Consider the following 13,437-nt stretch of genomic DNA (forward strand, 5'->3'; position numbering starts at 1 on the left):
TGTAAGGGTTTACATGATTATTCTGAAAAAAAGGTGTTGCCATTCTGTTCAGAGTGGCATATAATAAATCCATAAAGTTGATGTTAGGTAAGTTAACATTGAATGGGAGGAAAGTTACAATGGTGATGACAGCGGGAACTGAAACGAAATTACAAGAGATCAAGAGAATTATTGAAGATAAATGTGTGGATTTGCTGCACTTGCAATTTGTAGATCTTGAAGGCGTACTAAAGCACGTTACGATTACAGCTGAAGACTTGGAGGACGCTGTAGAAGGGCGTATCATGTTTGACGGATCCTCGATTGCAGGTTTCTCGCCGATTCATAAGTCAGACTTATATTTGCTTCCTGATTTGAATACATTCGCTGTAATTCCTTGGACAGTTGAAGATGGCTATTCTGAAGCGCGTTTTTTGTGCAGTGTCATGAATCCGGATGGAAGTTTATTTGAAGGGGACACACGAAATGTGTTGAAGAGAACAGTTCAAAAAGCTGCGGAACAAGGGTATACCATTTCTGCTGGACCTGAGCTTGAATTTTTCCTTTTTCAAACCGATGAGAATGGCAGACCCACTGTAAAGACGCATGACGAAGCAGGTTATTTTGAGACGTCTCCTCATGATCTAGGAGAGCGCGTTCGCCTTGAGATCTATCGTGCGTTGAAGGCGATGGGCTTTAAAGTCGAGGTGTCTCACCATGAAGTGGCGCAAGGCCAGCATGAAATTGGGTTTAAGTATGCGGACGTGTTAGGTGCAGCTGATAATGCAACAACATACAAGTGGGTAGTAAAGACGGTAGCGAAGAGATTCGGTCTACACGCAACCTTCATGCCGAAGCCGGTGTTCGGAATCAGTGGTTCTGGTATGCATGTGAACATGTCCTTATTTAAGGATGGTCAAAATTTATTCTTCGATGCGGACGATCGTCTTCAACTATCTTCCTCTGCCTATTCGTTCATTGCTGGCTTGATGGAGAACATTAAGAACTTTGCGGCCGTAACGAACCCGTTAGTAAACTCCTACAAGCGGCTTGTTCCAGGATATGAAGCGCCATGCTATATCGCTTGGTCTGCTTCCAATCGTTCTGCCTTGATCCGCATTCCGGCTAAGAGAGGCATGGCTACACGTGTTGAGTTGCGTTGTCCGGATCCATCTTCTAATCCTTACTTGGCTTATGCTGTTGTTGCAGCAGCAGGTCTAGACGGAGTAGAAAGAGGATTAACACCAGTTGCTGCCGTAAACGAAGACATCTTCCATATGTCCAGTGAGGAACGTGCTGAGCGAGGTATTGATAACTTGCCAGGAAGCTTAGAGTATGCTCTTGATGCTCTTGAAGCAAGTGATTTCGCTCGAGATGTACTAGGGGATCATGTGTATGGAGAGTTTGTGGCGATGAAGAGAGCGGAGTGGGATAGTTATCGCACAGCTGTTCATTCTTGGGAAATCGAGAACTATCAAGGGAAGTTCTAATCAGATAGACTGTACTCCTATGATAGGAAAAAAGCAAGAGGGTGAATCCAAACAAGGTAGCAGCTTGTTTGAATTCACCCTTTTTCTTATCTACATTTAAACGAGCCACCGTTATTGTAGATATCAAAGATACTCATTTTGGGAGCTTTCACGAGTTGTTCATAGGAAAAGGTGCTGCCCAGTAGTCTCAAGTCTACCGTATTAAGAGAAACTTCAATTTCCTCGTTCATCTCATCGGCTAAATAGACGTCTTGGCATTGTGAGCATTCGATGGCTGGTATGCCAGTTACCATAATGACTTCGACCCCGCCAGGTTCAATCCATTGACAGTCTTTTGTGGTTTCCTTAGCTTGTTTTGAATCACACCAAACGCACTTCATCGTTTCCCTCCTTTTCTTCATTCTATTTATTACTAAATATTCTATTCCGCTTCTGCAGGTTGTTTACCAATGAAAAGTTTTGGATAAGAATCGAAGGAAGGAAGGTTGAGGATCTGGGCCTTCTTCCTCTAAAATAAGCAGGCCAGGATTTTCTCTAGAAAAGTGTTGTAATTCATCCCATGATTTATGTTTAAGTTGTTCAATGAGTTGTTCTCGATTTATCATTTCGGAAGTTCCTCCTTTGGGAGAAAAGGTTTGTATTGCTATATTAACAAAAGATGCATGAAATTCTTGTCGGTTATTGAGTGATTTTCTTGTAGAATGTTGTAAGGAGGTGTCAGAGATGGAAAAATCGTTTAAAGACAATAAGGTGATTTCTTATGAAGAGTTTAAAAGTCGAGTAGAAATGGTGAAAGAATTAAAGAAAACGGACGCGGATGCCTATTTTCTATACAAAGACACGAATACAGGGGAGCATTATATCTATTATACCTATAAGCATCTTGATCTTGCTGAGGGAGGAGAAGAGCAAACGTTTCATCACCTTTTGCCGGTCGGAAATGATGACGTTTTAGAAGTCCTCTTTGAAGACAAGGCTTATGATTTTCCAGAGCAATGGAAGGTGGCCTACTTGCGTAGTGGGGCAGAGGGAAACCTTGTGTGGTTTAATCCTGAAGAAGCTGACTTGCTTGCTCATTATGAAGCTAAGGCGAATGTGGCGAAGGACAAGCTTGCGGGATTTAAGGAAGCGGGAGAGTATGGTGACGACGCGATCCGTAAGCTGTTAGAAGATATGGATAAAATGTTTGAGGATGATAAGTAAATGAAAGAAGGGATAAACCCAATGGGTCTATCCCTTTTTGATTTTGATTAGTTTACAGCCAATTGACGAAGTACAGTTTGTAAGATACCGCCGTTACGATAGTACTCGATATCAACAACGCTGTCTAGACGAACGATTGCGCTAAACTCGAAGCTCGATCCGTCTTCACGAGTAGCTGTTACCTTGATCGTTTGACCTGGTTGAACATCGTTGCTCAAGCCAGTGATATCGAAGGTTTCGCGTCCAGTAAGGCCAAGTACTTGTGCGTTGGTTCCTTCTGCAAATTGTAGTGGAAGAACGCCCATACCTACTAGGTTGCTGCGGTGGATACGCTCGAAGCTTTCAGCGATAACAGCTTTTACTCCAAGAAGGAAGGTACCTTTTGCAGCCCAGTCACGGGAGCTTCCCGTTCCGTACTCTTTACCAGCTAGAACGACTAGGTTCGTACCATCTGCTTGATACTTCATAGAAGCATCATAGATAGACATCACTTCGTCAGTTGGCAAGTACTTCGTTACGCCACCCTCAGTTCCAGGAGCGATAAGGTTACGGATACGGATGTTAGCGAACGTTCCGCGCATCATGACCTCGTGGTTACCACGACGAGAGCCGTAAGAGTTGAAGTCTTCGCGCTTCACGCCGTTCTCTTGCAAGTATAACCCACCAGGGCTGTCAGCCTTGATGTTACCAGCAGGAGAGATGTGGTCTGTTGTAACAGAGTCACCCATAAGAGCAAGAGCGCGTGCGCCTGTGATGTCAGCGATGTCTACTAACTGATCGCCAAGTTCCTTAAAGAACGGAGGTTCTTGAATGTAAGTGGACTTTTCATCCCACTCATAAAGATCGCCAACAGGTGCATCGATTTGGTTCCAACGCTCATTCGCTTGGAACACATTCTCATAACGCTTGCGGAATAGTTCAGGACGAACCGCTTTGCTCAATGCTTCTTGGATCTCTTGGGAAGTTGGCCAGATATCCTTTAAGTAAACAGGTTGATCATTCTGATCGTAACCGATTGGTTCAGTAGTTAGGTCGATATCCACCGTTCCTGCTAAAGCATAAGCTACAACAAGAGGCGGAGAAGCAAGGTAGTTTGCTTTCACTTGCGCATGAATACGTCCTTCGAAGTTACGGTTACCGGATAGAACCGCAGCAACAGTTAGATCGTTGTCAGCGATAGCTTGGCTTACTTCATCAGGAAGTGGACCAGAGTTACCGATACAAGTTGCACAACCGTAACCAGCAACGTGGAAGCCAAGAGCTTCTAAAGAATCTAACAATCCAGCTTCTTGTAAGTAGTCTGTTACAACGCGAGAACCAGGAGTTAAAGAGCTCTTTACATAAGCAGGCTTCTTCAATCCTTTAGCAACAGCCTTCTGTGCTACAAGTCCAGCTCCGATCAATACGCTCGGGTTGGACGTGTTCGTACAGCTTGTAATCGCCGTAATCACAACAGCTCCATTTTTCATTACCGTCTTCTCGCCAGAAGCGTGTTCGACTGTAGCTTCTTTCTTCAGATCATCCTCGGATAAACCGAATCCGCCCTTTTCAATTGGAGTGCGAACTGCATCGTTAAAGGTTTGCTTCATCGCAGTCAATTCTACGCGGTCTTGTGGACGCTTAGGACCAGCAAGGGATGGAACGACAGTGGAAAGATCAAGTTCTACTACTTCAGAATAAGTAGGTTCTGCACTGTCTTCGGTTAAGAACATACCTTGTGCTTTATAGTAAGCTTCAACTAGAGCAATTTGCTCTTCGCTGCGGCCAGTTAATCTCATGTAATTCAAGGATTCTTGGTCAACTGGGAAGAAGCCCATCGTTGCGCCATACTCAGGAGCCATGTTCGCTACAGTTGCACGGTCAGCCAAGCTCATCTTGCTTACGCCAGGTCCGAAGAATTCAACAAACTTTCCTACAACACCTTTCTTACGAAGGATGTTCGTTACGGTTAGAGCAAGGTCAGTTGCCGTTGCTCCTTCAGCTAATGTACCGGTTACCTTGAAGCCGACAACTTCAGGAGTAACGAAATACAAAGGCTGTCCTAGCATTCCTGCTTCTGCCTCGATACCACCAACTCCCCAACCAACAACACCAAGACCGTTGATCATGGTTGTATGAGAGTCTGTACCTACTAGAGAGTCAGGATATACTTCTGTCGTTCCGTCTACATCTTTTGTTGCAGCAACAGAAGCGAGGTACTCTAGGTTAACTTGGTGAACGATACCTGTGGAAGGCGGAACCGCACGGAAGTTATTGAATGCCGTTTGTGCCCAACGAAGGAAGCGATAACGCTCTGCATTACGCTCGAACTCAATGGTTTCGTTTTGCTCAAGAGCATCTACGCTTCCAAAGTTATCGACCATAACAGAGTGGTCAATGACAAGATCTACAGGCACAAGAGGGTTGATTTTTGAAACATCCCCGCCAATACGCTGCATGGTAGCACGCATAGCTGCTAAGTCTACTACGGCAGGTACTCCTGTAAAGTCTTGAAGAACGATACGAGCAGGCTTAAATGGAACTTCTTGATTTGGATCGCGCTCAAGAGTCCAGTTAGCCAATTTGTTTACATGTTCTTCTGTGATCGCTTTTCCGTCGAATTCACGAACAGCTGCTTCCAAAAGAACTTTAATAGAATAAGGAAGCCTGGATACTGGGCCAAGCTTTTCTAGGCCTGCTAAGGAATAGTAGGTATAGCTTTTGCCTCCTACTTGAAGTTCAGATCTTACGCCATATTGATCCTTGTTTGCCATGTCATGACCTCCTTGAAGGAACTTAAATAGTGTTTTCCAAGAACCCTGCAAGTTTCAACAGATGAAACCGAGTTTCTCTTATGTATCCTATTATACACATATTTGAAGGAACCGTACACAACTATTTTCCTTGATTTTCACACAAGAAATTGAATTTTTGATGGATATTTACGAATTTCTTCTCCTAAGATATAATATTAACAGATGAAATACTGTTCTGTAGAATGGAACAATAAAACCTGCTCAGTTTTATGTTTTCCATTCTTCTCATAAAATAACAACGGATTCTAAGGGAGGTGGAAGGATGGATGACAAAAAGCAAACCGTAAGAGCGGTGGAGCGTGCACTTGATATCCTCATCTGCTTCACGGATAAACAGGAACTCGGACTAACGGAAATTGCAAAACTTGTAGATTTGAATAAAAGCACAGTACATCGCTTGCTTGCTTCATTAGAAGGGAAGGGTTTTCTGATTCGAGATCCTATCACTGAGAAGTATCGATTAGGATTCAGGTTGTGGGAGCTCTCCGCACACTTAGTTCGGGAAGATGATCCTGCTCTTCTTTTCTTGCCGGAGATGGAGAAGTTAAGAGATTTACTCGGGGAAACTATTAGTTTATATGTTCGTGATGGCCGTGAACGAATTCGCATCCAAGCGGTAGAAAGTAAGCATACGATCCGTAGAGTAGCCCCCATTGGGGTTCGTTTGCCCTTAGCTGTAGGGGCGTCGAGTAAAGTTCTGGTTGCGTTTTCAGATGAGTCGGTCATGGAATTTATTCTTCAAGATCCAGCTTGGCCAGAAACGATTGATAAAGAAAATTATGTCGAGCAGTTGAAGAGAATTGAGCAGACAGGCTACGCCACCAGTGTGGAGGAGAGAGAACAAGGGACCAGCGCGGTGGCGGCTCCTGTGTTTAATCGCATGGGAGATGTCGTTGCCGCACTTTCCGTTTCTGGACCTGCCGCTCGTCTTACGATCGAAAAGATGGTGGAGATGGCCCCTGCGGTGATGGTCGCCGCACAGAGAATGGGCAAGATGGTTAAAAAATAGACAAAAGCAAACAAAATCATACAGAAAATTCGCCCACCGTCTGACAAGCTTTTCTCGCATATTTTGTTATCATGAGCATAACGAAACAAACGGGAAGGGTGACAAGCAATGAATACCGGACAATTGTATTCTTTGAAGGAAATGGCAAAGGAAATGGATACAACTTGGCAAAGTATTCGCAGCTGGAAAGAGCAATACTATCAATTTGTTCCGATGGAGACGGCTGGGAAACAGGTGTGGTTTAAACCGGAAGCGGTGGAAGTCTTTCAATTTATTAAGGAAGCAAAAGAAAAGGGACTTGATCATCATGCGATTCGTTCCGAGTTATTTCAGATTAGTGGACAAGCTGATGACGAAGATGCACAGGAGACGGTGGAGACGGATGCTGTTCCAGTTGACATGGTGATGGTTAAACGTGAACAGCTTGAAGAGATGCAGGAAACCATTCAAGCCCTGCAAAAAGAAGTGAATGAGCTGAAAGAAAAATGGGCGGAAGTAGAAATTGCGAAAAGAGACCAGACACTGATGGATAACCTTCGGGATATACGGGATAAGAAAAAGAAGGGACTCTGGAGCCGAGTCATGAATTTCACATTATAATTAGCGGACCCTTAGACCCGGTGCGATTCGGCAGCACCGGGTTTGATTGCTTTTTCCTTTTGCTTTGGTAGAATGTTCAAAAAGAGAAGCAAAGGGAGATGACATAAATGAAGGTTAGTAAAATTGAATTAATCAAACAATCAACTCCTCTAAAAAAACCGTTTAAGACAGCCCTTCGCACAGCGTACGCGGCAGATGAAATGATCGTAAGGATTACCGCGGATACAGGTGAAGTGGGGTACGGTGCGGCACCTCCAACGGCTGTTATCACGGGTGACACGATTCACTCGATTGCAGGCAATATCGAGGAGTTCATCGCTCCACGATTGATGAATCAAGATCTTGATGAAATAGAGAATTTATTACATACGGTTTCTTCTGTCCTTGTTAATAATAATAGTGCTAAAGCAGCTGTCGACATGGCTTTATATGATTTATGGGCAAAGAAGAACAAAGCTCCTCTTTATAAGTTGTTAGGGGGATCACGTTCTAAATTGGAGACCGATATTACGATTAGCGTCAATGCTCCTGAAGAGATGGCAGATGATGCTCATGATGCTGTGCAGCAAGGGATCTCGATGCTTAAGATAAAGGTAGGAAATGATGCGAAACTAGATTTAGATCGGGTAACAGCGGTTCGTGAGCGGGTAGGAAAAGATGTTTTGATCCGATTAGATGCCAATCAAGGGTGGACTCGAAAAGAGGCCGTTCGCATCATACGCCAGATGGAAGACATGGATTTACAGATTGAACTAGTGGAGCAACCGGTGAAAGCTCATGATTTAGAAGGATTGAAATTTGTAACGGATCAGGTAGAAACACCGATCCTAGCGGATGAAAGTATGTTTTCTGCCAGAGATGCCTTGAAAATACTAGAGATGCGGGCAGCGGACTTGGTTAATATCAAATTAATGAAGTGCGGAGGGATCTATCAAGCCCTAAAGATTAATGCGATTGCCGAGTCTTATGGGGTGGAATGTATGCTCGGGTGTATGTTGGAGAGTTCGATTGGCATCACGGCAGCGGCTCACTTAGCAGCAGCAAAGAAAAATATTACCCGAGTAGATCTGGATTCTGCTTTGCTCTTAGCTGAGAATCGAGTCATTGGCGGGGTTCAATATAAGGGATCTGAGATTACTCTAGGCGTTGGTTTTGGTCTTGGAATTGAAGGGATCCAACTGTCAACCGAATACGTTTAGTAGCGAAAAGAATTGACATCTGTAAGGATAAATGATAGCTTACATATATTAAAGTGAATATTCGACCTTATCGAGAGAGGTGGAGGGACTGGCCCGATGAAACCCAGCAACCGCACGAAGTGTGCAGGTGCTAATTCCAGCAGGACTTTTATTGTCCTGAAAGATAAGAAGCTGATAGCTAAACTTCTTCTTATCAGAAGAAGTTTTTTTGTATATATTTATTTGTCAGCACACGCGTAAACGCGATAAGAGTCGTGGAGGGAGAGAGGAACTTGTCCAAGATCAGCTTGAAGCAGCAATTAGAAAAGAAAATCCTCATCCTGGATGGGGCTATGGGAACGATGATCCAGCAGGCCGACTTAACAGAAGAAGACTTTGGTGGAGAAGCCCTAGATGGCTGTAATGAGATGCTTAACCTTACTCGTCCTGATGTGATTCGCCGTATCCATGAAGAATATTTAGAGGCGGGCGCTGATATCATTGAAACCAATACGTTCGGGGCAACAAGCGTCGTTTTGGCAGAGTATGACCTTCAGAATCAATCCGCTGAAATTAATTTGGCTGCAGCCAGATTGGCAAAGGAAGCGGTAGATGCTTATTCAACAGAGGACTGGCCACGTTATGTCGCAGGATCTATGGGGCCGACCACCAAGACCCTCTCGGTTACGGGTGGGGTCACCTTTGATGAATTAATTGAAACGTATTATGAGCAAGCGAAAGCTTTAGTCCAAGGAGGCGTGGATGTTCTCCTCTTAGAAACCGCACAGGATATGCTGAATGTGAAAGCTGGAAGCATCGGGATTAAGAAGGCTCTAGATGAACTAGAGGTTGAGATTCCTGTGATGATCTCAGGAACCATCGAGCCGATGGGAACGACGCTTGCAGGTCAAAATATTGAAGCCTTTTATATCTCGCTTGAGCATCTAAAGCCGATCTCTGTTGGTTTGAACTGTGCTACAGGGCCAGAGTTTATGCGTGATCATATCCGAACCCTCTCAGAACTTGCTCAATGTGCGGTAAGTTGTTATCCGAATGCAGGTCTTCCAGATGAAAATGGACATTATCACGAATCTCCACAAGCCCTTGCTACCAAGCTGGCCGGATTTGCAGAGAAAGGATGGCTCAACGTCGCAGGAGGATGCTGCGGTACGACTCCAGAACATGTCCGTGCCATGGCGGAGGAGCTTAAACATTATTCCCCAAGGAGAGAAACGAAGCCACATGGTCATGTGGTTTCCGGTATTGAACCGGTCTATTTAGAAGAAGACAATCGCCCATTATTTGTCGGGGAGCGGACGAATGTCATTGGATCTAAGAAGTTCCGGGATCTGATTAAAGAAGGAAAGTATGAGGAAGCCTCCGAAATCGCTCGAGCCCAAGTGAAGAAGGGCGCCCATATTATTGACGTTTGTTTAGCTGATCCTGATCGTGAAGAGGCAGAGGATATGAGCCAATTCCTAGGGTACGTGGTCAATAAAGTAAAGGTACCTCTCATGATCGATTCTACGGATCCTGAAGTCATCGAGCTTAGTCTTAAGTTTTCCCAAGGGAAAGCGATTATTAACTCGATCAATCTGGAAGATGGAGAAGAGCGCTTTGAACAAGTAGCACCTCTGATCAAGACCTATGGAGCAGCTGTTGTGGTGGGAACGATTGATGAAAAGGGTATGGCTGTTACTCGAGAGAAGAAATTAGAAGTTGCTAAACGTTCCTATGATCTGCTTGTCCATAAATACGGACTTAATCCTTTAGACATCATCTTTGATCCGCTTGTGTTTCCGGTAGGGACGGGGGATGAGTCCTATATCGGTGCAGCGCTTGAAACCGTAGAAGGAATTAGACTCATTAAAGAGGCCATGCCGCAATGTCAGACCATCCTTGGGGTAAGCAACGTCTCCTTTGGTTTACCTGCAGCGGGGCGTGAAGTGCTTAATGCTGTTTTCTTGTACCACTGTACAAAAGCGGGCCTCGATTACGCGATCGTCAACACCGAGAAACTAGAGCGTTTCGCCTCTATTCCAGAAGAGGAGCGGAAGCTATCCGAAGATCTTCTATTCCGGACCAACGATGAGACACTAGCGCAGTTTACAGCCTTCTATCGTGAAAAGAAAACCGTGAAGAAAGAGATTATCAGCAATTTAAGCTTAGAGGAGCGCCTTGCTCAATATATCGTGGAAGGGACAAAAGAGGGACTTCAAAAGGACCTTGATGAGGCTCTCGCGAAATACCCTCCACTTGAAATTATCAATGGTCCCTTGATGGCGGGAATGAGTGAAGTCGGCCGCTTGTTTAACAATAATGAGCTGATTGTAGCCGAAGTACTGCAAAGTGCTGAGGTCATGAAAACTTCCGTTGCCTACCTAGAACCTTATATGGAAAAAACCTCTTCTTCTGTAAAAGGGAAAATCCTTCTTGCGACTGTAAAAGGCGACGTGCATGATATTGGAAAGAATCTGGTTGAGATCATTCTGTCGAATAATGGTTACAAAATCGTCAATCTAGGGATCAAGGTTCCACCTGAGGAACTCATCCGTGCCTATCGGGAAGAGAAGCCTGATGCTATCGGACTCTCTGGTTTGTTAGTGAAATCCGCACAACAGATGGTAACGACGGCACAAGACTTAAAAACGGCTGGGATCGATGTTCCTATTCTAGTTGGAGGAGCGGCCTTAACTCGTAAATTTACGGAAAATAGAATCGCTCCCGAATATGAGGGACTTGTTCTCTATGCGAAGGATGCCATGAACGGTCTGGATTTGGCTAACCAATTGATGGATGAACATTTAAGAGAGCGATTAATCGCTGAGCTAAAAGAGAATAAACTAGCCAAGCTTCAGCAACAGGAAGCGGCGGTCACTGTAGTGGAAGAGGATCACCAACCTAAGAGCTCGGATATCGATCGCAATGCCCCTATTTTCCAGGCGCCGGACTTTGAACCGCATGTATTGCGTAATTATCCGCTATCTTACCTTCAGCCTTACTTGAACTGGAGAATGCTCTTAGGTAAGCACATGGGACTGCGCGGCAACGTGGAAAGACTGATCGAAGAAGGCGATGTGAAGACGCTCGAGTTAAAGGAAGTCATGGATCAATTGCTTAAGGAAGCAAAGGGAGAAGGTTTAATCCAAGCGAACGGGGTCTATCAATTTTTCCCGGCCCAAGCTTCTGGCAATGATGTCATCATCTATGATCCCAAGGATCATTCTAAAGTGCTCGAGAGATTTACTTTCCCACGCCAGAAGGAAGCGCCATATCTCTGCTTAGCGGACTTCCTCCGCCCCATTGAGAGCGGTGTGATGGATAGTGTAGGTTTCTTCGTGGTAACAGCTGGTCAGGGTATCCGAGATCTAGCTGGTGGGTGGAAAGATAAAGGAGAATATGTCCGTTCTCATGCGGTTCAGGCGTTGGCATTGGAACTTGCTGAGGCGTTTGCGGAGCGATTGCACCATGTCATGAGGGATAGCTGGGGCTTCCCGGATCCGGCCGACATGACGATGATGGAGCGCTTCGGTGCACGATATCAAGGTATTCGGGTATCCTTCGGTTATCCCGCTTGTCCAAATCTAGAAGATCAGGAAAAATTATTTAAATTAATTTCGCCGGCTCAAATCGGCATAGAACTAACCGAAGGCTTCATGATGGAGCCGGAGGCCTCGGTTTCAGCTATGGTATTTGCTCATCCGCAAGCGAAATACTTCAATGCAGACTAGACAAAAATTTGCTCTTATCAAGAGAGGTGGAGGGACTGGCCCGATGAAACCCGGCAACCGTCAGCTAGAACAGCTGGAATGGTGCTAACTCCAACAGGATGAAAGTTATGCCTGATAGATAAGAGGAGGATAGAAAACGACCTCTTCTGACTCAGGAAGAGGTCTATTTTTTTCGAGGAGGGATCTAACAGGATGAGTGTGATTCGAGTTGGCTTGCTTGGACTAGGTACGGTTGGAACAGGAGTGGTAAAGACCATTCGGAATCAGGAGAAAAGATTATCTGAACGATTGGGGAAAAAGGTTGAAATTGTGAAGATTCTAGTAAAAAATAAAGCGAAGGAAAGACAAGTTCAGGTGGATCCTAATCTATTGACGTCAGAGTTTGAAGATGTCCTGAGTTCAGATGTGGATGTGGTTGTTGAAGTGATGGGCGGGCTTGATCCTGCATTCTCTTACATTAAACAATCATTTGAGAAGGGCTGTCATGTCGTTACGGCTAATAAGGAGCTCTTAGCGAAAAAGGGAGCCGAGCTTATCCAATTAGCAAATGAGCACCAAGTTCATTTCTTTTACGAGGCAAGTGTGGCTGGAGGGATTCCGATTATCAGTACGCTGCGGCATTTTTTGCGCACGAACGATGTAACCCAGCTACAGGGGATTCTTAATGGTACCACGAATTATATCTTGACTTAGATGGAGCAGCATGGGAGGAGTTATGAAGATGTATTAAGAGAGGCACAGGAACTAGGGTTTGCGGAGGCAGACCCAACCTCTGATGTGGAAGGCTATGATGCTCTTTACAAGGTTTCTATCCTCTCACAACTTATTTTTGGAGAAGCTCCGCCTATTGAGGCTGCCGTTCGGGAAGGGATTAGCCGGATTACGGTAGAGGAGATGCAGATCGCTAAGCAATTGGGGTATCGCTTTAAGTTAATTGCCCAAGCCCAAAAAGATCAGGATGCCGTAACTTTATCCGTTAGGCCGACTTTATTGCCTTTGGGCCATTCTTTGGCCCAGATTCAAGATGCTTTCAATGCAGTGCAGATTACGGGTAATATTGTAGGGGATTTATTATTTACGGGTAAAGGAGCAGGTGAACTGCCAACGGCCAGTGCGGTGGTAGAAGATCTCGCGTATCTTCTGTCCCAACCCTTTCAGGCACAGTCACCATGGAGTACGGGAATAAGCTTGGAAGGCGCTCGGGCCAATAAGCAATGCCAGTTGGTGGTATTAGAGGCAAAGAAAGCCCCGATTTCGGAACATATTCAACTGTTGATGCAACAAGAGGGAATTCGGATTCTAGCTCAAGTTGGAGATGAAGCAACGAGAATAGGCTTTATACTTGAGGGTAATTTACAGATAGATCCAGCGACTGGTATTCACATATACCCTGTTTTAGAAACGGTAAATACGAACGAATCAGTAGATTCATACTCTACGCTTGTCATTTAA

9 protein-coding genes, 1 pseudogene and 2 riboswitches are annotated in these 13,437 nt (G+C 44.9%); of the genes and pseudogenes, 7 read left to right on the forward strand and 3 right to left on the reverse strand.

All coding sequences use genetic code 11. The features are described from left to right. The first annotated feature begins 119 nt into the window (after positions 1-119). Positions 120-1,469, forward strand: a complete 1,350-nt coding sequence (locus tag EIZ39_RS16270) for a glutamine synthetase family protein (RefSeq protein ID WP_129201061.1) — start codon at positions 120-122, stop codon at positions 1,467-1,469. A gap of 86 nt (positions 1,470-1,555) precedes the next feature. Here EIZ39_RS16270 and EIZ39_RS16275 read toward each other — a convergent pair whose 3' ends face one another. Next, a complete protein-coding gene (locus EIZ39_RS16275) occupies positions 1,556-1,849 on the reverse strand; it encodes a YokU family protein (RefSeq protein ID WP_164985135.1) in 294 nt (97 codons plus the stop codon). A 63-nt stretch (positions 1,850-1,912) separates the two neighbouring features. Continuing rightward, on the reverse strand, positions 1,913-2,074 hold the full coding sequence (locus EIZ39_RS26715; RefSeq protein WP_164985136.1) for a hypothetical protein: 162 nt from the start codon (positions 2,072-2,074) through the stop codon (positions 1,913-1,915). Positions 2,075-2,192: 118 nt separating this feature from the next. On the opposite strand from EIZ39_RS26715, the gene EIZ39_RS16280 reads away from it, so the two are divergent. Beyond that, positions 2,193-2,672 (forward strand): hypothetical protein, encoded by a 480-nt coding sequence (locus tag EIZ39_RS16280; protein ID WP_129201063.1) that lies wholly within the window; start codon positions 2,193-2,195, stop codon positions 2,670-2,672. 47 nt (positions 2,673-2,719) lie between these two features. On the opposite strand, the gene acnA is transcribed toward EIZ39_RS16280, so the two are convergent. Beyond that, a complete protein-coding gene (gene acnA, locus EIZ39_RS16285; RefSeq protein ID WP_129201064.1) occupies positions 2,720-5,425 on the reverse strand; it encodes an aconitate hydratase AcnA in 2,706 nt (901 codons plus the stop codon). A gap of 304 nt (positions 5,426-5,729) precedes the next feature. On the opposite strand from acnA, the gene EIZ39_RS16290 reads away from it, so the two are divergent. From EIZ39_RS16290 to EIZ39_RS16310, 5 genes and pseudogenes are all read left to right on the forward strand, one after another. Continuing rightward, positions 5,730-6,476: an IclR family transcriptional regulator gene (locus EIZ39_RS16290; protein ID WP_129201065.1), complete on the forward strand. Its 747-nt coding sequence runs from the start codon at positions 5,730-5,732 to the stop codon at positions 6,474-6,476. A 108-nt stretch (positions 6,477-6,584) separates the two neighbouring features. Then, positions 6,585-7,076: a MerR family transcriptional regulator gene (locus EIZ39_RS16295; RefSeq protein WP_129201066.1), complete on the forward strand. Its 492-nt coding sequence runs from the start codon at positions 6,585-6,587 to the stop codon at positions 7,074-7,076. 107 nt (positions 7,077-7,183) lie between these two features. Continuing rightward, positions 7,184-8,275, forward strand: coding sequence for a dipeptide epimerase (locus tag EIZ39_RS16300; RefSeq protein WP_129201067.1), 1,092 nt, complete (start codon positions 7,184-7,186; stop codon positions 8,273-8,275). A 64-nt stretch (positions 8,276-8,339) separates the two neighbouring features. Beyond that, a riboswitch (SAM riboswitch) is annotated at positions 8,340-8,445 on the forward strand. Positions 8,446-8,607: 162 nt separating this feature from the next. After that, positions 8,608-11,985: a methionine synthase gene (gene metH / locus EIZ39_RS16305; RefSeq protein ID WP_240675849.1), complete on the forward strand. Its 3,378-nt coding sequence runs from the start codon at positions 8,608-8,610 to the stop codon at positions 11,983-11,985. 11 nt (positions 11,986-11,996) lie between these two features. Further along, a riboswitch (SAM riboswitch) is annotated at positions 11,997-12,110 on the forward strand. A 67-nt stretch (positions 12,111-12,177) separates the two neighbouring features. After that, a pseudogene (locus EIZ39_RS16310) lies at positions 12,178-13,437 on the forward strand (homoserine dehydrogenase).

This window comes from Ammoniphilus sp. CFH 90114 (assembly GCF_004123195.1).
Lineage (GTDB): Bacteria > Bacillota > Bacilli > Aneurinibacillales > RAOX-1 > YIM-78166.